Genomic DNA, 20,739 nt, shown 5'->3' with positions numbered 1-20,739 from the left:
TCTATGATGGCGGACAGGCGCGCAATGTTCGTGATGTGCTCGCCGGGCTGACCCGGGAAGAGGCTGTTTCTGTGCCCTCGCGCACGGAAATGCCGTCGGTAATGCCGAGGCCATCTCGCCTCTGCGATTTCAGTCGCCGACCTCTGACCAGGGCGTCGCCTTCATGTCCCGCCGGATTGGTCTGGCGCAGGGCGGAGGGACGTTATCGCCTGCGGTTGTCGCCATTCTGGCCTCGCTGGAGCCTCCCGGCGGCCGAAATGAACGCGATTCAACTCGTGACCGGCGGGTCTAAGGATTCGTTAACGCGAGTCGGAGCCTGTTCACAAGGACAGATCGCCATGGGGCGATTCCCGAGCAACAGGATCACGCCAATGACCATCGTAGCGATGCGTTCGCGCTTGACCGACGAAGACATTCGCCGCCTGGTCAAAGGTGAAAACGCGGAAGACCGGGCGATGGCCGCCCGCAAGATTTGCCAGCGCATCGATACGCCGGAATTGACGTCCGAAGAACGTGAAGCGGCGAATGCGATTATTGCCATGATTGCCGAAGACAGTGCGGCGCTTGTCCGGCGCTCTCTGGCGGTGACGCTTCGCCAGTCGCCGTACCTTCCCAAAAATGTCGCGATGAAGCTGGCGATGGACATTGAATCCATCGCTGTTCCCGTCATCGCCGGCAGCCCAGTCTTTGATGATGCAGAGTTGATCGAGTTGATCCGCACTCAACCCGCTGCAAAACTCGCCGCCATTGCCGCTCGCCAGAGCGTTTCCAAGCCTGTGGTCATGACGCTAATCGATTATGCGGACGAAGCCGCAATGGGCATTGCTGCCGCCAATGACGGTGCCGAATTCGACGATGAGGCGTTCGATAAAACCATCGCGCGCTTTGCGGATTCCCGTTCCGTGATGGATTCCTTCGTGTCGCGCTCGGTCCTGCCGATCAGCTTCACGGAAAAATCATTGCGCGTGTCAGTGATGATGCCTTGCAGCGTCTGGTGCGGCGCCACGCATTGCCGCCACAGATCGCCGTTGATATTGCGGAAGGCGCGCGCGAACGTGCAACTATCGATCTGGTGGACCAGGCTGGTGTGGCTCCGGACATGCCGCGCTTTATCGAACAGATGCAGTCCGCTGGCCGCCTGACTCCGTCACTGATTTTGCGGGGCCTGTTACGCGGGCATGTGGAGTTCTTTGAACATGCGGTGGCCCGTTTGGCCGGGATTCCGCATTCAAAGGCATGGCTTCTCATTCATGATGCCGGACCGCTGGGACTGAAAGCGGTCTTCGAGCGGACAGGGCTGCCGCCGCGTCTTTTGCCGGCGGTCCGATCGGCGATCGATACGCTTCATTCCATCGAAATGGGTCGGGCGAGGCCGGCCGGATATTGTTCCGCCGCCGGCTGGTTGAGCGGTCGCTGACCCAGTTTCAGGGTGTACCGGAAGAGGATCTGGAATACATCCTGTCGCGACTGGATCAGGATGAAAGCGACGATCAGCCTGCGCGCGCGACCGGCTGATTCAAACTCGGCGACCAGATCAAGAACCTGGGTTTCCAGCTCTGTCGCCAATGCGCGGCCGACCGGGTTCTTTTCGTCGCGAATGTCCTGACGCAAGGCTGCGCGAATAGCGCTGGTATGTGCCAGCGCAAGTTTCGCGGGTGCAATGGCGCGCTTTTCTTCCGACTCAATCAGTTTCGACAGTGAGCCGGCCATGCGGGTGATGATCGGAAATTTATAGGTCGTTCCCATGCCGCGCAGATCGTGCGCACGGGAAAACAGCTCCACACCGGCTTCACCTTCAAGACCTTCGGCCATGACGCGCTTTGCTGCGGCTTCCAGTTTTGAACTTCAGTCTCCAGCCAGTCGGCGAAAACCTCCTTCATGTCATCCAGCGCAGCTTCGGCGCGTGCAATCGCGGCTTCATCAATAGGGCCGATCCGCCCGCCCACTTTCACGCGCAGCATGTTCGGCGGCGTGATCATCTCGATGGGTTGTTCTTTTTGGACATCTGGGTTTTCCTCAAAGCCGTAAGTTTAAAGGGTCATCGCGGAAGGCTGCTGGCCGGAGTTTTCACAAGCAGATGCCATCAGGCATTGTTCGAGTTCCTGTACCCGGAATGGCTTTCTCAAATGCCGGGCGGACACATCCGATGCGTTGCTCGACAGAGACACGATTGGCAGATCAGGTGAAATATTTCTGAGCGCCGTGATCATGCCGGCGTCGGTGACCAGCGCGACTTCGACGTTTTGAACGGCCAGAATCGTTTCGGCTTCACTCGCTGTGCTGATGGTCACGACAGCTTTGCAGCCCATGGCATTCAGGCTGGATTGAAGCGCTTGCTGAAGCGGGCGCGATTGGCTGTAAATCAGAACTGTCATTCCCCGACCGCCGGAAAGCTGTTGCATCATCACCATCCTTGTTCCGCATCTCATTGGCGGATTGAGGAATTTCCTATCAGATGATGCTTAACGACGGACTAAGCGTCAGGCCTGAAATTGTTCAATGAGAATGCGCTCACCCAGCGCGCGGCCCTCATCAAACAACATGTGCAGGCTGACCTCAGCCGCTTCCTCGATATCGACCGAAACCACGTCGCGGAATTCTGATTATCCGCGACGGCGGATACAGGCCGTTTTTCGGGACTGAGCACATCAAAACGGACTTTGCTGTCGTGGCTCAGGAGTGCGCCGCGCCAACGGCGGGGGCGAAAGGCGCTGATCGGGGTTAAAGCCAGCGTTCGCGACCCCAGTGGGAGAATGGGGCCGTGGGCGGACGCATTATACGCGGTTGACCCTGCCGGTGTGGAAACCATGACGCCGTCGGCGGCAAGCTCGGGCAACCTGACCCGGCCATCGACCGATATCTGTATCTTTGCGGTCTGGCGGGTTTCGCGCAGCAGCGACACTTCATTGATGGCCAGGGCCGAAAATGACTGACCGTTGATGTCCGTTCCCGTGGCGCGAAGCGGGTGGATGGATGTCTTTTCCGAACGGCGCAGATGGCTGATGAGATCGCGGCGGGGTCATTCATCAGGAAGCCGACCGATCCGTAATTGATGCCGTAGACCGGAATTCCATAATTCATGACAGCGTGCAGCGCTTCCAGCATCATGCCGTCGCCGCCTATGGCGACAAGTATTTCCGCGTCCTTGACCGGCACATTTCCATAACGGTCCTGGAGGCGCTTGCAGACATCCTGCGCGTCTGGCCGTTTGCTGGCGATGAAGCTCAGTGATGGCGAATCTGACAAGGCAAAGAGCATTCACACCGGTCTCCTTGATCGGGCCGGTTTATTCAAACCCGCGCCGCCAGACGGCGCAAGGCGTCATGCGCGCTGCCGGGGTGAATTTCTGAAATACGTTGGCGGCATTCACCATGGCATCCGAAGGAAGGTTTTCCTGGATACGACCTGCCTTCTGCATGCCGCGCACGACGGACGGAAGAGTGATGTATCTATTCGTGCGGCGCGGCAAGCGAGGGCTGTTGCGCGCATGCTCGACATGCCAAGGGCCGCCCGCCATTGATCCACGGTCAGTCCGCAAAGGTCGCAATGGCAAAGTCGAACAAAGGCTCTTGCCATCTGTCAGCGCACGCACTGCGACGGTCCCATTCAATTCTCCCGCCGCGGCCATGCGTTCAACGAGCTTTCTCGCCTCGGCTTCCGTGTCTTCGACAACGGGCGTGCTTCCGGCATTGATGCCGATGTCGTCGAGTTGTCCCTGTTCGAGATCGAAATGCTGTTCGACTTGCTGGCGGACACTGTTGGAAATCTGTGAGGTCAATCGTTCCACGAAAACAGGCGGGATATCGTCCCGCTCAGCATGAGACGCGATATGTCTTCATTTTCGAGTGCGCTCTCGATACAGATGGCCATCGTCAGATCCGAAATTCGCGCCGTTGTGTTGCGGATCAGGCGTTCAATAACGGACGCCTCCGATCGACGGGCCACGGCGTCACTGACGGCCATGCCGATATGGCATCTGCCTGCAATCAGCTTTCGATGTTCCTCGGAGCCCGTTTCGGCGAGTTCGACGAGATCCTCGGCTTCAAGAACGAGGCTCTTTTCAATGATGGCTTTGGCGACGCTTGGTGCGTCAAAGGCGAGATAGCGGACGATACCGCGCGGCGCCACTCGCAATCGGCGAGGCGGGAGGCCATTTGTATTCGCACGGCCTCTTCCACCTTGTGAGCCAGCGACAGGAGAATGTCATTGGCCAGAGGCTGAGTGCGATTTGTGAGCGGCAGCAACGCAGATATCTGTGACACCGAGGGCCAGCAAGCCGCGGCTTTGCGGGTCGCGGACGCGGGCCAGTTGGGTCAAGGCTGATGCGATATTGCTCATAACGTCGCCAGAATTACCGGTGCTTATAAAAGCCTGAGTCTTCAATGGATTCCAGTTCTGGTTTATCCGGCGTTAAATTTGACCCTCATGTCTGCGATTGACGACAGGCGTGCGCCGTTCAATCTTGGGGCAGGATTCACGGGAGGCCGATATGGACGATCAATCAACACCAAGCGTCAGGGATCAGGTGGGTGAGGATGAATGGAAAGCGCGTTGCGATCTGGCCGCGCTCTATCGTCTAGTGCGTATGCATGGCTGGGATGACTTGTTTTTACCCACATTTCCATGCGCGTTCCCGGGCCTGACGAGCATTTCCTGCTCAACCCTTTCGGATTGCTCTATGAGGATGTGACGGCATCCAATCTGGTGAAAGTGGATCTGGACGGAAATGTCCTGCCGCCCTCAATGTTCGGCATCAATCCGGCGGGCTTCACCATTCACTCGGCCATTCATGCGGCGCGTCCGACGTAAAGTCGCCCTGCATTTGCACACCGATCAAGGCGTGGCTGTATCGGCGCAAAAACGTGGACTTCTGCCGATTTCCCAAACGGCCATGACCATCATGAATGACGTCTCCTACCACGACTATGAGGGGATTGCCCTGATTGAAGATGAGAAGGCGCGGTTGGTGGCAGATCTCGGAAACAAAACCTGATGATCCTGCGCAATCACGGAACCCTATCTGTGGGTGCAAACCCGTTTCAGGCCTATTTAAGGATTTTCAATCTGGGGCGTGTAACATGCAGATCATGGCGCTATCTGGCGGGGCCGAGTTGATCGAATGGGACCAAGCGAAGCAGGATCTGGTGTTTTCTCAAGCGAACGAAGGCGTGACCAACGAATTTTTCGCCGAAATCGCTTGGGCGGCCTTGCGTTCACGCGTCGATCGGGAATCTCCTGGCTACGATCAATAGCATTCCTTTGCGGTCTGGTGGCCGCTTCGCCCGCCCACAGCGGGGCCTGGGTTCAGGACAAGGGGCAGGGCATCCTCATTTCAGGATTGCTGCTGTCAGAGGCCAGCAGCAGTCTTGACCGTGATGGCAATCGCGAACCCGGTCTCTATTTTTCAAAATACGAGTCGTCATTTTACGCCGAATACGGTTTGAGTGATCGCCTGACGCTGGTTCTGCAACTCGCCGGGCAACGGGTCAGCCAGGACAATAACGGCATTACCGACACCGCCGAGGGCTGGCGGCAAGCCGGGCGGGCATTCAGGTGCATGCCTTCGATGCAGGGCGCTGGGTCTTCGCCGCACAGGCCGCTGCGGTTATTCCGGGCGGCGGCGAGATGTCGCCGATCGTCCGCTCGGGGATGGGGCCAACGGGCTCGAGTTCAGGGCGCTGGCCGGCCGCCCCATCGGGACGAACGGGTTTCTGGATTTACAGATTGCGCGCACCTGGCGCGATAATGACTATCCCTCGGAGACGCGGCTGGATACGACGCTGGGCTGGCGCATTCGGGAGCAATACATGCTCCTCGCACAGTCTTTCTACATTACGGCAGACCCCGATATTGCGCGCACGGGGCGTGAATTTTCGCAACACAAGATCCAGTTTTCAGCAGGGCGGAATTTTGGCCGGGGCCGTCTGATGATCGGGGCTTTCACAACTCTCGCTGGCCGGAATGCCATTGATGAAACCGGGCTCGTGGCGAGCTGGTGGCGGTCTTTCTAGTTGTCGGGCGAATAACCGGTTTCGTGCATGATATAGGCGATGACATTGCGCCGGTCGGTCTCTTCGCGCAAGCCGACAAAGGACATGCGGTTACCGGGCAGGAAATCGCGCGGATTGGCGAGCCAGCCATCAAGCTGCTCCGGGGTCCAGACAAAGCCCGCGTTTTCCAGCGCCATCGAATAGTCGAAGCCTTCCACTGTGCCGGCTTCGCTGCCGAATATGCCATGCAGATTCGGGCCAACGCGGTTACCGCCATCAGCCGTGACGGTGTGGCAGGAGCCGCAGCGGCGAAACAACCGGCGACCGGTGTCGTAGTCGGCTTCAGCGTAGGTGTCGGCAGGTAGGACAGATCCACGGTCTGGACTTCAACGGCTGAACTGGATGGCGACGATCGAGTCCGTGTTCGAGGTTACGCTGCCACCGGAATCGTCAGGTCCGGATCCACCACTGCAGGCTGCCAGCATTCCGGTTGCAGTTATCAGAACTATCCAACGCATGGCATCGACTCCGTTTGATGATCTGACCGGAAGGTAACGGATATCTCCGGCAAATCTAGCATGCTGATCGTGAATTATTGCCGCACGCTTGGCGATATTGGCGAGGATGAAGATGAGGGCTAAGCTGCGCGCGACAAGGAGAATGTCATGATCCTGCTGCTCGTCCTGCTTCAATCGGCCTTGCCGCCGGCGACGTCGCAAACCGAAGAGACGACGCGTACCGACAGATCGAAGTCGAGTGGAGCTGGACCAGCGAGAGCCGCTCCGAGGAGGAGACACGTTCGGAGATCGAGCGCGCCAATGAGGACCGGCCGGCCCGCCCTGCGGGCTGGGTGGAAACAACTCCGGGTGTCTATGAATTTCGAGCGCCTGAGCCCGCGGATTCGAAGAAGGTGACGGGGACTCGGCGACTTTGATTTCCAGCAGAACGCCGGTTCGAACGAAGGTTCCGGCAGGCGATATGACCGCCTTTCAAACTGGGGGCAGGAATTCGGTAATTGCACGCCGGAGGAATATCGCCGCCGCCGGACCGCGGCTGATTCCATGGGCATTGAGCGCACAGGGTGCGAAATAGACACGATGCGGCACGCGACGCCGCGCAGGAGGCCGAGGCGGAGAATGACACGCCGCGCTGGAGCGGGCGCGTCGTGTTGGCCCCAGAGGACACGGAAGACTGATTTCGTCATGGCAGATCGGCATCCAGCGACCGGCTGAGGTCGGCCCTAAAAGCGATCGCGATTGATGATGAGGGCGGGCCTGCCGCGATATCCCCGAAGTGCCTGCCATGAAGAGGCCGGGAATTTCTTCCGTCATGTCGGCTCGCTGTCGCTGAGCAAGATTGCGGACGGGCTGATTGATCCGAAACTGGTTTTGAGCTGGCTGATGCTGTCGCTGGGCGCACCGGCCGCGCTGGTCGGCCTGCTGGTCCCGATCCGCGAGGCGGCGGCGCTTCTGCCGCAGCTCTTCACTGCGGGCGCGCTGCGGCGGTTGCCGCGGCGAAAATGGGCGTGGGCTTCTGGCTCCGCCGTTCAGGCGCGGCAGCGCTGATCATAGCGGCTATTGCGCTGTTTCTGGACGGGCAGGCGGCGGGCCTCGCCATTCTCACCGCACTGGCCGTGCTCGCCCTTGCGCGCAGTGTCTGCTCGGTCTGCTACAAGGATGTGTTGGGCAAGACGGTGGATAAATCGCGGCGCGGCACGGCGACCGGGCTGGCGGGCTCCATCGCGTCGGGTGGCGTCATTGTGTTCGCGGGATTACTGGCGTCTGGCCTTGTCGACCGGTTCCAGCTTGTAGTGATCGCCATCATGCTGGCCGGGGCCGCATGGATGCTGGCTGCCGCGCTGTTTACCGCTCTGAAGGAAGCGCCCGGCGCGACAGAGGGCGGCAAGGCCGCCTTTGCCGCCGCCATGGAAAACCTTGTCTGGCTCCGGCGGGATGCCCAGCTGCGGCGCTTCATTCTGGTGCGGTCGCTGCTGACGGCAACGGCGCTGGCGCCTCCCTTCATGATCGCGGCTGCCTCGGGTGCGCAGGATATTCTGCCGCTGGGCGCGCTGGTGCTCGCCTCGGCGCTGGCCGGTTTGCTCAGCGCCTATGTCTGGGGGCGGTTCTCCGACCGGTCGAGCCGCAAGGTGCTGGCTTTTGCCGGACTGGCCGGCGGGCTCGCCCTGACGATCAGCGCCGCGCTGAGCCTGACGGGGCTGCTGCACCGCTCTATGCGCTTCCGGCGATGATTTTCGTCATCATGATTGCCTATCAGGCGTTCGCCTGGGGCGCTCGACCCATCTGACCGACATGGCCACGGCCGAGACCCGCGCGGCCTACGGCGCTCTCCAACACGATTGTCGGAATCGTCCTGCTGGCCGGCGGATTGTTCAGTGTGCTCGCTGCCTTTGCAGGCGTCATCGCCGTCTTGTTCCTGATGTCCGGCATGGCGGTTCTGGCCGCCATTCTGGCGGTGGGGCTGGATGAGGTGCAGGCCTGATCCGCCAAAACGGTTGACGGCGCACCGATGATCCGGCCTCCTGCGGCCCAAGGGAGGGACGAATATGAAGAATGCCGTAGAGCCGAATGAGGCACAGATGCAGGGGTTTATGGAGCTGGGCGATGCGCCGGTCTCCATGTTGAACCTGCTGAAATTTCGCAAAACTGCTGCCTATCCGGACGGGCGCGATGCGGACATCTCCGGCAAGGAGGCGTATTTTCGCTATGCCATCCCGATGACCAAGCTGGTCATGGATGCCGGCGGGACGCTGGATTTTTCTGGCGACGCCCTTCCGCTGCTGATCGGTGAGCTGGACGAGGCGTGGGATATGGTGGCGATCATGACCTATCCATCGCCGAAGACTTTGGCCGAGATCAGCCTGACTCCGGAATTCCAGGAGATCGCTGTCCATCGAAAGGCGGGCCTTGAAGGCCAGCTTCTCATTCCCTGCCGGATGCCGTCGGCGTGAGCGCGCGAACGATTGCCACACAATTGATCACGAGCCGCCGTATCCGCGCGGCGGTGAGGGGATGGCATGGGGCCAAGCGTCTGCTGACAGGGCAGGCGCGGACCTTGCTGGTCTTCCTTGAACCGGGGAGCCGTATTCGGAATTACTCGCCGATATTCTGCCCGGTTTTGCGCAGCATTACGGGCTGGAGCTGACAGCGCTGTCTGTGCCCGCGCCGGAAAAATCTGCGGCGCCCGAACCGGACATGCTGGCCGCCTATTCAAGGCGCGATGCAGAGCCTGCGCGCAGCTTATGGCATCCCGACGGCGGATACCCGTCTCACCGGAGGATCAGGCCGCGAATGCCAGCCTGCGCCGGAAGCTGGGCCATTATGGCAGTGGCATGATCTGGTTCGAGGGCGAATGGTATTGGGGCATTGACCGGCTGCACCATCTGGAGCGCCGTCTCGGGGCGAACGAGGATGCGCTGCTCTTTCCGCCGCGCGCCGAGCCGACCCATGCCACAGGCGGCTCGTTCGACATGTATTTCTCCTTGCGCAGTCCCTACAGCTATCTGGCGATGATGCGTGCGCCGGACCTGGCGCGATTGTGGAAAGCGGAACTGGTGTTGAAGCCGATCCTGCCGATGGTGATGCGATCCTTGCCTGTACCGTCGGAAAAGCGGCTCTACATTGTCCGCGATTGCAAGCGGGAGGCGGAATGGCTGGGTATTCCCTTCGGCAAGATCGAAGACCCGGTCGGAGCCGGTGTCGAGCGCGGACTGGCCATATTGCACCACGCCATTTCGGAGGGAAAGGCGTTGATTTTGCACAGAGCTTCTATCGCGGTGTCTGGGCCGAGGGCCTGAAAGCGGCGACGGATAAGGGCTTGAGGACGATGGTCGAACGCGCCGGGCTGACTGGGTCCATGCGCAGAATGCTATCGCGGATGAAAGCTGGCGCGAGGCGGTGGAAGCCAACCGGCAGGAGATGTTCGATCTGGGTCTGTGGGGCGTGCCGTCTTTCCGCGTCGGCGATCAATCCACTTTCGGGCAGGACCGGTTGTGGCAGGTCGGCGAATGGCTGGACGCCGACTAGGCGCCGAAAGCGCGGCCGATAAACCAGAAGGTGCCGACGCCCGCCAGCGCGGCAATCATCATGGAGCGGCCCCAATAAAACGCGCGTTCCGGGGCAAACAGCCTTAATCCAGCGAGCAGGGCCAGAACCGTCACCACGATGGCGATCTGCCCGAGCTCCACACCGACATTGAAGCTGAGGAGGGCCGGCAGAATCTGGTCCCCGGCAATGTCGATCTCCAGCAGGATGCCCGCGAACCCGACACCATGGACCAGACCGAACCCGCCGCTGAGAAGCGGGCGGCGAGCTCGACCCGGCCACCCTGTCCCATCCAGTGATAGTAAAACACCGTCAGAATGATGAGGCCGAGCCAGACCGGCCAGGCCAGCAATCCGCCTGTCAGCGCGGATAAGGCCGCCAGCGCCAGCAAAACGCCGGCGCCGCCCCATCCGGCCTGACGGAATTCGGAGGGTTTCGAGAAGGCAGCTTCCGCCGCGATGAAGAGAATGGAAAATCCGATCAGCGATTCAATCGCTGCACCCGGCGGAGACACCCAGCCCAATACGGCGAGTGCCAGTGTTACCGAGTGGCCCAGGGTGAAGCCCAGCGTGACCAGGGCCAGCCGCTTCCAGCCCGTCACGATCAGCATCAGACCCAGCACAAAGGCGACATGATCCGGCCCGCCAAGAATATGTTCAAAACCCAGAACCAGAAAGCCGGCCCAGCCCGCCGGGCCGGCATGGGCATCGTTTGAAAAGTCTGCCGTTGTCTGCCCGCGCGCCAGAATACGCTCCTGAACGCCGTTTTCGGACTGAAGCCGGATGAAATGCACATGATTGGCCGAGAGGGGCGAGAAGACCTGGACATCGATCTCGAGTGGTCCGGCTTCCGGGCACTCCCAATTGCCCCGGCCTTCGCCGGCCGTCAGCGCGCAAATGAACAAGCGGCGGGCTGCTCAGCGTGCAAGCAGCCTGACCGCGGCTGACGCGCAGACCGTCCATCAGGCGCTGCTGATAAACGGTTTCTAAGCTCGTGCCGTCTTCAGACAGGAGAAGGAGCGTGGCTTGCCGTGCATCCAGAAAGATCTGTCCGACGACACCTGTTTCTGTCTCGATCCAGACGGAATTGGAGCGGCTGCGCTCATGGGCGTGTGCTGCGCTGGCGGTAACACCAGCGAAGCAGGCTGAGCAGAAAGCGCATCATTCGCCGGCGAAGGGCTGGATCTGGATATCCGCCTGCCGTCTCAGGTCCGCGATATAGGCTTCCAGCGCAGCTTCGGCGGCCTGTTCCTGCCAGAGCGCTTCGACGCGTTCGCGGTGATCGTCGAAATCGGGCTGGCCTGCCGGCCGAAACTCGATCACGGAAATCCAGTGATACCGGCCGTTATTCTCGACAGGGCCGATGGCCTGTCCGCCTTCAAGGCCGAGCACGGCGGCCGTCAGGTCTTCGCCCAGATAGCGCCGCAGATCGGTAGGCGTGAGCATTCGATTGGGCGGATGCGCCGCGGGCCGGGCGCGCACGCCTTGCGCACCCGCCGCCGATTCCCAGCGAATACGGTAGCGGTTCTCGGCCGCAAAATATTCCGGACTGTTTTCAAACAGGGTTCTCAATTCCGCCTCGCTTGGCGTGGAGTCGACACTGGTCTGCGCCAGATCAATCATCGTCATCACGATCGTGCGCCGGACTGTTGACGCATTGCGGGGCAGATCGAGCGCCAGCGCGTGTTGAAACAGCAATTCCTCGTCGATGAGTCGGTCCAGTGCCCGCCGGGCCGACTCTTCCGGCAGGGCATTGCGGCTGTCGCGCGCCATGGCTTCCAGCGCGATCTCGACATCTTCAACCGGGATGGGCTCGCCATTGACGATTGCGGCGGCCGAATTGTTTCGATCAGAGTGCCGGCGCCGGTCCAGAGCACTCATCAGAACCATCGCGCCGCCGGTTAACGCACCGGCTGCCAGCGCCCATTTCGGCAGGCTCATTCAGCCTCCTCGACGATGGCCGGCGGCTGCAAATGGGTCAGATAGATGGGCGAGGACCAGGCACGGTGTTCGACGTCTGCAACGCACTCCTCCTCCATATCCGTACGATAATCGCCGTAGCAGGGATTGACCTCGATGCATTGTCCGTTCTCGTCATAGGTGCAGCGAAGATTATTGCCGTTGACCTGACCGGATGGCTCCTGGATGGCGCGCACATAGTAAAGCGCATCCCGGCCACCGGCAGCGAAATCCGGGTCCGTGAACTCGACTTCGCAGCCTTCGCCCAGATCGTTGCAAGGCAAGGTGCGCCAGACGTCCTCGATCAGATTATCGACCGACTCGCCCTCAAAGATTTGCGGGCGGATGCGAACTACTTCGATGCGGGTGATAAGATAGCGTTCATTGCCGGGATTATAGCATTCGCCGCGGCAAAGTTGTTGCAGGCGGTCGGGCGTCAGACCCCGGACGGAATAATCCGGGCAGCCTTCATTCTGGCGCAGGGAACCGGCGGCCCGGCCCGGAAGACCGGATTGTCCATCCGCTCGGTTTCGGCGCCCATTCCGGCAAGGCTGTCGCCATTCTCATCCACCAGATCAAACCACAACAACTGGCGCAGACCGGACGTGGCATAGACTTGCCGGTTCTCAAGCGCATTCCAGACACCGTCACGAGAGCGTTCGCTGACATGCGCTGCCACCAGCCCGCCGGACGTGAAGTAGCTCGCCTGACGTTCGACCTCGGTCATCTGGAAGCCGGCATTGGCAATCAAATCCTCGCGGGTAATCCTCAAGGACTGTGCAGGGGCCTCGCCGTCCGGCGGCAGGATGCGTTCGGCGACATTCTGGGTCTCCGCACCACCGGCATCGGACATGTAATGACGTCCGAAAGGCTTGTAGCCAGTCCAGGGCGAGCGGTATGGGTGTCGGAGGAACCGATAAAGCCCCAACGGAAGCGATACGCCTCACCATCTTCATCAAAGTTGGTGATGGCCAGTCCGTATTGCACGCTGGTCATTGGCGTATGGTTGAAAGCCGGCATGAAGCAGTCGCGGCACTGACCGGCGTCGAGCCAGTCCTCAATGCTTTCGCCCTGAATGGTCAGATGCCCCGCCAGTCCGACAAACGCTGCGTTTTCGCGCGCTTCAAACGCGCGGTCGGTACATATTTCATCCGAGAGGCCCGCTGCGAGACAACGGCGTTCGATGATGGTGCCCGCCTGCCAACAGGATGGAAGGTAATCCGCTGTCGGTTCCGGACAGACGGGATTGCCCATATCACCGGCAATGCGGCGCCAGGGGCGATATTCTTCCGAATTGCCATGGCCGGAAAAACCTCGATCAGGCTCATGATTTCCGGGCGCTGCTCGGGTTCCAGCTGCTTGTCCCAGCTCGTTCCGGGTGGCGTATAGAAACCCCGCGCTGCCGTGCGGGATAATCAGGGGGTCGAGGCCCTGGCTTTCCAGTCGTGCGACCAGTTGGCCAGGTGTGGCGGCGATCTCGTAGCAATCCGATGGAAGCTCGCCGGAAGGCGTGTCTTCGTCGCATAACGGAACATCGCGGACGTCCTGCACGAAGCGGCCGAAATCATAGTAATTCTGCCGGTTGGCCAGATCCAGAAAAGCGATTTCCGGTGGCAACATGGCCTGGGCATTGTCGCGCAGGGCGCGGACGGTCACGCCTGCAGCCGCGATGGGCCGGGCGGCAATTTCATCAGGATCAGGGTGCGGAAGATAACATTCTTGTGGCCGTAATGGTCCTCGGGCAGGGCGCCAACCTGGGTCCATTCAAAGCCGACAAAGGGGATAACGTCCGGAATGCCGTCGGCATCGGACCGTGCTGCACATTGCTGCACGGTATCGATGATCTGCGACCAGCGCGTCGGGGTGAGGGCTTCTGCGTGATCGGTCGCGGCCCAGAAATCAAGCGCCGAGCAATAGCGGGCGAAATCGCAGGCATCGGCGATGGGGTTGGCACCTTCCCCACGAAGCAGTGGCAAGGCCCATACAAAGGCATCGGTCGAAAAAGTGGAGTGAACATGCAAATCGCCGAACAAATTTCCGTGTCATCTGATTCGCCGAGCGCTGCTGCCGCCGTTTGTATGCGTGCAATGCGTTCCTCGATGGCTTCGGGAGGTGCATCGCCGGTGATTTCGCCGGGCCCGCGCGGCTGCCCGTACCAGCCCTGCATGACCCCGGTGATGTGAGGCCAATGGCCAGAGCGATTGCAACGACAATACCGCCGCCGATCAGAATATAACGCATGAAATCTCCCCCTTGAGGTCGGAAGATTATACGCGACCGGCGTTTGACCAAAACAATAATTGCCGGTGGTGATCATTTTGTCTGGGCATTGCGCCAAAGAAAAACGCCGCCGGAAATTCCCGGCGGCGTCTGTCATCCAGACATGATGGCTAGCGCGAATAGAGCTCGGAAATCGAGCGTGGCATTCGCTGTGGATTGGCCATAGGTGCCAACCCAGATGTCATACTGGCCGCTAATCGGTGCCATGCGGAGCAAGGGATTGAGTCCTCATTGCCGCTATCATCATCGCAATGCCAGTTGCCGTTGGGATCATTGATCACCAGCGTCGTGTCGGAATTGAGCCCACGGAGAAATAGAGCTCCGGGAAGGATCCACCCTGGAACATCAGGCGGACATCCGGCGCGTCGGCGACGAAACCGGCGCACTGGCCATTGCTCCAGCTCGATGCATTGTTCCGGCCACCTGCAACGACCCGCACTTCAAACGGATCCGGTGTGAAGCCGGACCGCAGCGTGTAGGTCCCATAGGCCGGCGGCAGGGAATAATCCGGGCCGGACGAACGGGCTGGCGGCGTGGTCGTGACTGGCGCGCTGCCGTAGGAAGTTCGAAACAGCCAGAGTGGCCGGCGCCGTATTGCGTCCGTATGTGCCGACCCAGATGTCATACTGACCGCTGATAGGGGTCAGTTCGATCAACGGGTTGAGGCCATTGCCGCTGTCGTCATCACACCACCAGGTGCCGTTCGGATCATTGACGATCAGCGTGGTGTCGGCATTCGACAGCGCCGAGAAGTTGATCCGGTTGAAAGCGCCGCCGGTGAAGTTGATCCGGATATCCGGTGCGGACGCCGCATAACCCCGGCACTGGTTGTTCGTCATCGAGCTGACATTACTATTGCCGCCCGCAATGACCTGGAAGGTCTGCGGATCGGGCAGGAAGCCCGAGCGCAGATTATAGGTCCCGTAAGTCGGGTTCAGATTATAGTTTGGCCCGAAACAGGCGCGGGCATAACGGGTGCCGGAGGCTGAATCGGCGCGCTGCCATAGGAAGCTCTGAAATCGCCAGCGTGGCGGGTGCAGTATTCGGGCTGTAGGTTCCGACCCAGATGTCGTACTGGCCGCTCATGGGGGTCAGTTCGATCAATGGGTTCAGGCCATTGCCGCTGTCATCGTCACACCACCAGGTACCGTTGGGATCGTTGACGATCAATGTCGTGTCGGCGTTGGAAAGCGCCGAGAAATTGATCCGGTCAAAGGATCCACCGGAGAAGTTGATGCGGACATCCGGGGCTTCGGCGGCATAGCCGGCGCATTGGCCACCGGTTGCAGCCGATACATTATTGGGTCCGCCGGCCACTACGTTGATGGTTTGCGGATCGGGCAAAACCCTGAACGGAGATTGTAAGTCCCGTAGGTTGGATTCAGATTGTAATTCTGAGCTTGGGCCGGCGCCGTGAGGCACGCGACCGACAAGAGTGCCGCGCCAAGCGCAACATGATGTTTCTGCATATAAAACTCCCCGAAATTACTATTCACTCGCGCCGGGAGTATGAACTCAATTTAACAATTAGCAATGTAAATAAGATTGTTTCTCGGGCAGTCGTGCAGGTCGGCTACGACGTTGAACGCCGAGAGTCGCGGCGGCTGGGTGCGTGATGACTTTGGCGTGGTTCTTTTTCATTCTCCTGCGCCAATGACCGACCCCCCCCGGTATCGGTTTCAGTTCGGCCGTTGTGTCCCCCAAGGGTTGAGCCATTTTCGGCTCGCACCGGTAGCGCTGGTAAAGTGAGGCCCTTGGCCTTAGTGTGACCGTAACGATTCAGACCAGCCGCCGTCGGACCGCGCCTGTATTGAAATGGAAGTGAGACTAATCAGACATTCAGCTTTCCTCCTGCTTTCATTGTTCTCCGGAGCCGCTTTGCGTGCGGGGAGGACGTCTGCACGATAAATGGTGATGAACCGGCCATTGTGATGAGTCAGACGGCGTTCGAGGCGGACGAGCGTATGATCGCAATTGTTCGCACGCGCGCTCTGACGCCATTGACTGGCGTCTGCTGGATGAAGCCGGTCGGGTCGTAATGTCAGGTCAGAGCGAGGTATTCGGCCCGGATGCAGATTCTGGAGACCCGGTTCACTGGATCGATTTCAGTGGCGTTAGCGATGTTGGTACGGGGTTCAGAATTGAAGCCTGCGGTCAGCAAAGTCGCCGCTTTGTCATCGAGGACAATCCCTACGGCCAGATGATGGCGGATGCCTTTCAGTATTTCTATATGAACCGGTTGGCCGAGCCGCAGGAACCCGCCTATCTGCCAGCCCCGAATATCAGCGCGCTGCGGGGTTCACCCAAATGGTGCTGACCTGTTTTTCGGGAGAGGATCGCTGGGGAACGGACTGGCCGGGATGTGATTACGCGCTGGATGTGACCGGCGGCTGGGCCGATGCAGGCGATTATGGCCAATACACGGTGAATGGTGGAATTTCGGTCTGGACTCTCCAGCATGCCTATGAGCGGCTGGCCGATCGTGGCGAACTGGAAACTGCCGGGTGGCAAGAAGGTCCCACGACGATCCGGAAAGCGGAAACGGCGTCAGCGACCTGCTTGATGAAGCCCGTATCCACCTTGAATTCATGCTGGCCATGCAGATCCCGGATGGCGCGCGTGTCTGGGCTGTTGCGCATCAGGGCGAGGCGCCGGAGTCCGGTGTACCGCTTGCGGTTTTGAGATTGAGGACGCTGGCGGGCTGGTTCACCACAAGACACACGAGCGGGCATGGTTGCCATTACCGCAATTGCCGGAAGACGCTGAAGCCGATCGCTATCTGTTTCCTCCTTCAACAGCCGGCACCTTGAATCTGGCCGCCGTTGCCGCGCAATGCGCCCGGCTCTGGAGGCACCTCGATCAGGCTTTTTCCGAGGTTTGTCGCAGTGCGGCTGTACGAGCCTATGAGGCAGCTCTGCGATTTCCGACCTCTATGCCCACAATAATTTTGACGGCGGCGGCCCGTACGGCGATCCAGATGTTTCTGACGAATTTGCCTGGGCCGCGACAGAACTTTATCTGACGACGGGGAGGAAGCCTACCGCGATGAAGCGGAACGATGGATAGAATCGCTGGCCGAAAATCCGACCCTGAACTTATATTGGGGTGGTGTCGGGACCTTGCCTGCGCTTGGCTTGTCGGTGCCGATGGCGCTGGAAAGTGATGGGCTGGCGGACAGGGCCCGGCAGGTCCTCGTGACCCTTGCCGATAGCTATCTCGCTATGCGGCAGACGAATGGATATCGCCTGCCAACGACGCCGGACATCTATTCCTGGGGCTCCAACGGCAATTTTGCCAATCGGGCAATCGTCCTCGGGGCCGCCCATGACCTCACCGGGCGCCATGACTATCGCAATGCCATGATTGATATTCTGGATTATCTTACCGGTCGCAATGCGCTGGATCAGTCATACGTGGCCGGTCATGGCGAACGAGCCATGCAAAATGCCCATCACCGGTTCTGGGCCGCCGGAGCAGACGAGGAATACCCGGTCGCTCCGCCCGGCGCCCTTTCTGGTGGCGCCAATAATCGCAATATGGCGGACTCCGTCGCCCGGGAAATACAGGGGCAGTGCGCCGCGCAGAGATGTTGGGTTGACCATGTCGATGCCTATGCGCTCAATGAAGTCGCGATCAACTGGAATGCGCCATTCGTCTGGATGCTCGTATATCTGCATTCAACCGCCATACAGCCCGTTCGCCCTGAACCGGATTGATCCGGAACAGAACGAAAAGACATGAAACAAGATCAATGGGGAGACGATCATGTTGGCCAATTTCCACCCGCGTTCGCGCACATCCATTCTTGCTCTGACGCTGGGGGTGATGGTGACAGTGACAGCGTGCAGCCCGGAAAGACAGGGAGACGAATCCCTTGGTGATGCGGCGGTTGCCGGTGCGAACACGTCCGACAATGAAACGCCTGGCGCAATGATCGCCGCCGCGGAGGAAAATCTTTCGGCCATTGCAAACCCTGATGAATGGCCAAGACTGAGCCGCTCTCTCTGACCCGGACGTGGAAGCACGCGTCGACGAAATTCTGGCGATGATGACGTTGGAACAGAAGGTGGGCCAGATCATTCAGGCCGACAGCGGTGCAATTACGGCGGATGAGGTTCGCGAATACCGTCTGGGGTCAGTTCTGAGCGGAGGAAATTCCGCACCGGGGCCGCTGCCCTATGCCGATGCCGAAACATGGCTGGAGGCCGCCGACTCCTATTTCAATGCGTCCATTGACCCGGAAGGGGTCGAGATCGCTATTCCCATCATTTGGGGAATCGATGCTGTCCATGGCCATGCTAATCTGCGCGGCGCTGTTGTCTTCCCGCATAATATCGGTCTGGGCGCTGCCAATGATCCCGACCTTATCGAGGACATCTACGAGATCACAGCCCGGGAGCTGTCAGTTTCCGGCCATGACTGGACTTTGCGCCGACGCTTGCGGTTCCGCGCAATGACCGTTGGGGCCGGACATATGAAGGGTTTTCGGAATCACCGGACCTCGTGTCCAGCTATGCTGACCGGATCGTCTACGGGCTTCAGGGCCGCCCCGGGACAGAAAGCTTCATGTCCACGGGCCGTGTGATTGCAAGCGCCAAACATTTTCTCGCGGATGGCGGAACTGACGATGGGCGTGACCAGGGCAATGCATCCATCTCCGAAGAAGAGCTGAGGGATGTACATGCTGCGGGTTACATGACGGCCGTTCCTGCGGGTGTTCAGACCGTGATGGCATCATTCTCTTCTGGAACGGTGTGAGTATGCATGGCAATGAGAGCCTGTTGACCGACGTCCTGAAAGACCGGATGGGATTTAATGGTTTCGTGGTGGGTGACTGGAATGGCCATGGATTGATAGACGGCTGCACCTCTACCGACTGTCCCGAAGCCTTCATGGCCGGTGTCGACATGTACATGGCGCCGGACAGTTGGCGAGAACTCTATCACTCGACACTGGAACATGTCCGGTCGGGCCGTATTTCCGAGGACAGACTGAATGACGCTGTACGCCGCATTCTCCGGGTTAAGGTGACAGCAGGACTGTTTGAACAGGTGGCGCCGAGTCAGCGCCCGTTGGCCAATGACATATCCGTTCTTGCTGCACCGGAACATCGCGATGTTGCCCGCCGCGCAGTTCGGCAATCCCTGGTGCTCCTGAAAATACTGATCAGTTATTGCCACTCGATCCGGGAATAAGAGTTCTGGTTGTCGGCCCGGGCGCTGATGATATTGCTCAGGCCGCCGGCGGATGGACGCTATCCTGGCAGGGCGGTGGATTCGGCAATGAGGAATTCCCGGCCAGTCAGACCATTCTTGACGGATTCGTGAAGCCGTCTCTGTCGCCGGCGGCGAAGTCATTTACGATCCGGAAGGCACATCCGGCGAGATGGCGGATGTCGTGATTGCGGTCTATGGCGAAAATCCGTATGCGGAATTCCAGGGTGATCGCGATCATCTGGACTTTGTTCCGACGAATTTCGACACGAACCGTCTCGCCGCTTTCGGTGAAGCGGGCATTCCCGTCGTCAGTGTTTTCCTGTCCGGCCGCCCGATGTGGACGAATCCGGAAATCAATGCGTCCGATGCGTTCGTGGCAGCCTGGTTGCCCGGAACGGAAGGCGGGGGTATTGCGGACATGCTGTTCCAGACCGACCCCAGCTACGAGTTCACCGGTCGCCTGTCCTTTTCGTGGCCGAGATTGGCCAATCAGGGCCCGCTGAATACAGGCGATGCGGACTATGATCCGCTGTTCGCTTTCGGTTTTGGCCTTTCCTATGCAGACGACGGAAACCTCGACCAATTGCCGGAAGATTCCGGCCTCGATGAAAATGCACAATCGGCGACCGGCCAGTATTATGTGCAGGGGCGGGCTGTGCCGCCCTGGCAGGTAGAGGTGCTACCGGCATCGGGTGATGGTCGGAGCTGGGCCAAACTGATCGTGTCGCACAGGAAGACAGCCTTCATCTGGTCTGGAGATCTGCTGGCGATGTGGTGCAAATCACGGGAAATCCGATCGACCTTTCGCGCGAAAGCAATGGCGCGATGGAGTTGGTTTTCCGCGCCCGCGCCTTCAATGCGGAACCCCATAATGTCGAGATCGGTCTGGGATGTGATGGCGCTGAAGCGTGTGAAGCCTGGATGCCCATTCGTATCCGGCAAGGTAATTGGTCGGAATTCCGCATCGGGCTGAGTTGTTTCGGTGATGCAGGTGTCGATATGACAACCATCAATCGCCCTTTCATGTTGCGCACGGTTGATGTGGCAGGCGAAATCGGTCTCAGCGAAATCGGATTGGGATCGGATGTCGACGCGATCCGGACCTGTGGAACGGAATAGGTGTGATCTCCAAACGGTATAAGGATTTCCTGATCAATTTGTGCCGCCCAGTCTTCGACAGCTGTCCCTGGCTCGCGAGCAGAAGCACTGGAGCAGCGTGCAGATCCAGATTTTA

Annotated in this window: 28 protein-coding genes and 7 pseudogenes; 18 read left to right on the top strand and 17 right to left on the bottom strand. The window is 59.7% G+C overall.

Annotated elements, in window-relative coordinates:
- Window positions 1-163 precede the first annotated feature (163 nt).
- Both HXX25_RS14035 and HXX25_RS14345 read left to right on the top strand, forming a co-directional pair.
- Window positions 164-292 carry a hypothetical protein gene (locus HXX25_RS14035; protein WP_255466984.1) on the top strand — a complete coding sequence of 43 codons (129 nt, stop codon included), beginning with the start codon at window positions 164-166 and terminating at the stop codon, window positions 290-292.
- Window positions 258-1,417: pseudogene (locus HXX25_RS14345) on the top strand (DUF2336 domain-containing protein). The gene HXX25_RS14035 and the pseudogene HXX25_RS14345 overlap by 35 nt, the downstream one beginning before the upstream one ends.
- Here HXX25_RS14345 and HXX25_RS13700 read toward each other — a convergent pair.
- The 5 genes and pseudogenes from HXX25_RS13700 to HXX25_RS06685 all read right to left on the bottom strand — a co-directional run bounded on the left by HXX25_RS13700 (window position 1,345) and on the right by HXX25_RS06685 (window position 4,128).
- Window positions 1,345-1,812, bottom strand: coding sequence for a hypothetical protein (locus tag HXX25_RS13700; protein ID WP_233346953.1), 468 nt, complete (start codon window positions 1,810-1,812; stop codon window positions 1,345-1,347). The pseudogene HXX25_RS14345 and the gene HXX25_RS13700 overlap by 73 nt on opposite strands.
- A 218-nt stretch (window positions 1,813-2,030) precedes the next feature.
- The gene (locus HXX25_RS06700; protein WP_187167681.1) at window positions 2,031-2,375 is read right to left on the bottom strand and encodes a hypothetical protein; all 345 of its coding nucleotides are present in this window, start codon (window positions 2,373-2,375) and stop codon (window positions 2,031-2,033) included.
- Window positions 2,376-2,480: 105 nt separating this feature from the next.
- Window positions 2,481-3,258: pseudogene (locus HXX25_RS14340) on the bottom strand (NAD kinase).
- Window positions 3,259-3,286: 28 nt separating this feature from the next.
- Window positions 3,287-3,778, bottom strand: coding sequence for a hypothetical protein (locus HXX25_RS06690; RefSeq protein ID WP_187167680.1), 492 nt, complete (start codon window positions 3,776-3,778; stop codon window positions 3,287-3,289).
- The gene (locus tag HXX25_RS06685; RefSeq protein WP_187167679.1) at window positions 3,775-4,128 is read right to left on the bottom strand and encodes a DUF2336 domain-containing protein; all 354 of its coding nucleotides are present in this window, start codon (window positions 4,126-4,128) and stop codon (window positions 3,775-3,777) included. The genes HXX25_RS06690 and HXX25_RS06685 overlap by 4 nt, the downstream gene beginning before the upstream one ends.
- Window positions 4,129-4,489: 361 nt before the next feature.
- Here HXX25_RS06685 and HXX25_RS14335 point away from each other — a divergent pair.
- Both HXX25_RS14335 and HXX25_RS06675 read left to right on the top strand, forming a co-directional pair.
- Window positions 4,490-5,252: pseudogene (locus HXX25_RS14335) on the top strand (class II aldolase/adducin family protein).
- Window positions 5,253-5,807: 555 nt separating this feature from the next.
- Window positions 5,808-6,011 (top strand): hypothetical protein, encoded by a 204-nt coding sequence (locus HXX25_RS06675; protein WP_187167678.1) that lies wholly within the window; start codon window positions 5,808-5,810, stop codon window positions 6,009-6,011.
- Here the strand turns inward: HXX25_RS06675 and HXX25_RS06670 are convergent.
- Together HXX25_RS06670 and HXX25_RS06665 are read right to left on the bottom strand one after the other, a co-directional pair.
- Window positions 6,008-6,307, bottom strand: a complete 300-nt coding sequence (locus HXX25_RS06670) for a cytochrome c family protein (protein WP_187167677.1) — start codon at window positions 6,305-6,307, stop codon at window positions 6,008-6,010. The two genes, HXX25_RS06675 and HXX25_RS06670, sit on opposite strands and share 4 nt — an antisense overlap.
- Before the next feature lie 69 nt (window positions 6,308-6,376).
- Window positions 6,377-6,682 (bottom strand): hypothetical protein, encoded by a 306-nt coding sequence (locus tag HXX25_RS06665; protein ID WP_187167676.1) that lies wholly within the window; start codon window positions 6,680-6,682, stop codon window positions 6,377-6,379.
- A 564-nt stretch (window positions 6,683-7,246) separates the two neighbouring features.
- Between HXX25_RS06665 and HXX25_RS13665 the strand changes: the two genes are divergently transcribed.
- The 4 genes from HXX25_RS13665 (at window position 7,247) to HXX25_RS06650 (ending at window position 9,804) form a co-directional block, all read left to right on the top strand.
- Window positions 7,247-7,555, top strand: a complete 309-nt coding sequence (locus HXX25_RS13665) for a hypothetical protein (protein WP_233346949.1) — start codon at window positions 7,247-7,249, stop codon at window positions 7,553-7,555.
- Window positions 7,516-8,238, top strand: a complete 723-nt coding sequence (locus HXX25_RS13660) for a hypothetical protein (protein WP_233346948.1) — start codon at window positions 7,516-7,518, stop codon at window positions 8,236-8,238. The genes HXX25_RS13665 and HXX25_RS13660 overlap by 40 nt, the downstream gene beginning before the upstream one ends.
- Window positions 8,239-8,553: 315 nt before the next feature.
- The gene (locus HXX25_RS06655; RefSeq protein ID WP_187167675.1) at window positions 8,554-8,958 is read left to right on the top strand and encodes a DUF1330 domain-containing protein; all 405 of its coding nucleotides are present in this window, start codon (window positions 8,554-8,556) and stop codon (window positions 8,956-8,958) included.
- Window positions 8,959-9,249: 291 nt separating this feature from the next.
- Window positions 9,250-9,804, top strand: coding sequence for a DsbA family protein (locus HXX25_RS06650; protein WP_187167674.1), 555 nt, complete (start codon window positions 9,250-9,252; stop codon window positions 9,802-9,804).
- Between the two features lie 225 nt (window positions 9,805-10,029).
- On the opposite strand, the gene HXX25_RS14330 is transcribed toward HXX25_RS06650, so the two are convergent.
- From HXX25_RS14330 to HXX25_RS06605, 10 genes are all read right to left on the bottom strand, one after another.
- Entirely contained in the window at window positions 10,030-10,260 is a 231-nt protein-coding gene (locus tag HXX25_RS14330; protein ID WP_370543760.1) for a HupE/UreJ family protein, read from the bottom strand.
- Entirely contained in the window at window positions 10,164-10,955 is a 792-nt protein-coding gene (locus tag HXX25_RS06640; RefSeq protein ID WP_187167673.1) for a HupE/UreJ family protein, read from the bottom strand. The genes HXX25_RS14330 and HXX25_RS06640 overlap by 97 nt, the downstream gene beginning before the upstream one ends.
- Before the next feature lie 256 nt (window positions 10,956-11,211).
- Window positions 11,212-11,991 carry a peptidyl-prolyl cis-trans isomerase gene (locus HXX25_RS06635; protein ID WP_187167672.1) on the bottom strand — a complete coding sequence of 260 codons (780 nt, stop codon included), beginning with the start codon at window positions 11,989-11,991 and terminating at the stop codon, window positions 11,212-11,214.
- Window positions 11,988-12,293 carry a hypothetical protein gene (locus HXX25_RS06630; RefSeq protein WP_187167671.1) on the bottom strand — a complete coding sequence of 102 codons (306 nt, stop codon included), beginning with the start codon at window positions 12,291-12,293 and terminating at the stop codon, window positions 11,988-11,990. The genes HXX25_RS06635 and HXX25_RS06630 overlap by 4 nt, the downstream gene beginning before the upstream one ends.
- Window positions 12,294-12,445: 152 nt before the next feature.
- Window positions 12,446-12,862, bottom strand: a complete 417-nt coding sequence (locus HXX25_RS06625; protein WP_187167670.1) for a DUF3604 domain-containing protein — start codon at window positions 12,860-12,862, stop codon at window positions 12,446-12,448.
- Window positions 12,778-13,665 carry a hypothetical protein gene (locus HXX25_RS06620; protein WP_187167669.1) on the bottom strand — a complete coding sequence of 296 codons (888 nt, stop codon included), beginning with the start codon at window positions 13,663-13,665 and terminating at the stop codon, window positions 12,778-12,780. Before HXX25_RS06620 ends, HXX25_RS06625 begins: the two co-directional genes overlap by 85 nt.
- Window positions 13,662-14,042 (bottom strand): hypothetical protein, encoded by a 381-nt coding sequence (locus HXX25_RS06615; RefSeq protein ID WP_187167668.1) that lies wholly within the window; start codon window positions 14,040-14,042, stop codon window positions 13,662-13,664. Before HXX25_RS06615 ends, HXX25_RS06620 begins: the two co-directional genes overlap by 4 nt.
- A gap of 524 nt (window positions 14,043-14,566) precedes the next feature.
- On the bottom strand, window positions 14,567-14,728 hold the full coding sequence (locus tag HXX25_RS13655; RefSeq protein WP_233346947.1) for a hypothetical protein: 162 nt from the start codon (window positions 14,726-14,728) through the stop codon (window positions 14,567-14,569).
- Window position 14,729: 1 nt separating this feature from the next.
- Window positions 14,730-15,128 (bottom strand): hypothetical protein, encoded by a 399-nt coding sequence (locus HXX25_RS13650; protein WP_233346946.1) that lies wholly within the window; start codon window positions 15,126-15,128, stop codon window positions 14,730-14,732.
- Window positions 15,129-15,228: 100 nt separating this feature from the next.
- Complete coding sequence (locus HXX25_RS06605; protein WP_187167667.1) at window positions 15,229-15,633, bottom strand: peptidase S1; 405 nt, start codon at window positions 15,631-15,633, stop codon at window positions 15,229-15,231.
- 652 nt (window positions 15,634-16,285) lie between these two features.
- Here HXX25_RS06605 and HXX25_RS06600 point away from each other — a divergent pair.
- The 10 genes and pseudogenes from HXX25_RS06600 to HXX25_RS13625 form a co-directional block, all read left to right on the top strand.
- Window positions 16,286-16,606: pseudogene (locus tag HXX25_RS06600) on the top strand (cellulase N-terminal Ig-like domain-containing protein); the annotation flags it as partial.
- Window positions 16,597-16,761 (top strand): annotated as a pseudogene (locus HXX25_RS14325) (glycoside hydrolase family 9 protein); the annotation flags it as partial. The pseudogenes HXX25_RS06600 and HXX25_RS14325, both read left to right, overlap by 10 nt.
- Window positions 16,762-16,793: 32 nt before the next feature.
- Window positions 16,794-17,099: a hypothetical protein gene (locus HXX25_RS13645; protein WP_233346944.1), complete on the top strand. Its 306-nt coding sequence runs from the start codon at window positions 16,794-16,796 to the stop codon at window positions 17,097-17,099.
- Window positions 17,024-17,311, top strand: coding sequence for a glycoside hydrolase family 9 protein (locus HXX25_RS14320; RefSeq protein ID WP_187167665.1), 288 nt, complete (start codon window positions 17,024-17,026; stop codon window positions 17,309-17,311). Before HXX25_RS13645 ends, HXX25_RS14320 begins: the two co-directional genes overlap by 76 nt.
- Window positions 17,280-18,005: a glycoside hydrolase family 9 protein gene (locus tag HXX25_RS06585; protein ID WP_187167770.1), complete on the top strand. Its 726-nt coding sequence runs from the start codon at window positions 17,280-17,282 to the stop codon at window positions 18,003-18,005. Before HXX25_RS14320 ends, HXX25_RS06585 begins: the two co-directional genes overlap by 32 nt.
- Window positions 18,006-18,054: 49 nt before the next feature.
- On the top strand, window positions 18,055-18,297 hold the full coding sequence (locus HXX25_RS06580; RefSeq protein WP_187167664.1) for a hypothetical protein: 243 nt from the start codon (window positions 18,055-18,057) through the stop codon (window positions 18,295-18,297).
- A gap of 37 nt (window positions 18,298-18,334) precedes the next feature.
- Window positions 18,335-19,047: pseudogene (locus HXX25_RS14315) on the top strand (glycoside hydrolase family 3 protein).
- 23 nt (window positions 19,048-19,070) lie between these two features.
- Window positions 19,071-19,484, top strand: a complete 414-nt coding sequence (locus HXX25_RS14020) for a glycoside hydrolase family 3 N-terminal domain-containing protein (RefSeq protein ID WP_255466983.1) — start codon at window positions 19,071-19,073, stop codon at window positions 19,482-19,484.
- Window positions 19,485-19,674: 190 nt separating this feature from the next.
- Window positions 19,675-20,004 (top strand): annotated as a pseudogene (locus tag HXX25_RS13630) (glycoside hydrolase family 3 C-terminal domain-containing protein); the annotation flags it as partial.
- Between the two features lie 272 nt (window positions 20,005-20,276).
- Window positions 20,277-20,624, top strand: coding sequence for a putative glycoside hydrolase (locus HXX25_RS13625; protein ID WP_233346943.1), 348 nt, complete (start codon window positions 20,277-20,279; stop codon window positions 20,622-20,624).
- Window positions 20,625-20,739 lie beyond the last annotated feature (115 nt).

Origin of the sequence: Hyphobacterium sp. CCMP332 (genome assembly GCF_014323565.1) — a bacterium.
Taxonomy (GTDB): domain Bacteria; phylum Pseudomonadota; class Alphaproteobacteria; order Caulobacterales; family Maricaulaceae; genus Hyphobacterium.
The sequence above is the reverse complement of the archived record's forward strand: the minus strand, read 5'-3'. Positions and strand labels throughout refer to the sequence as shown.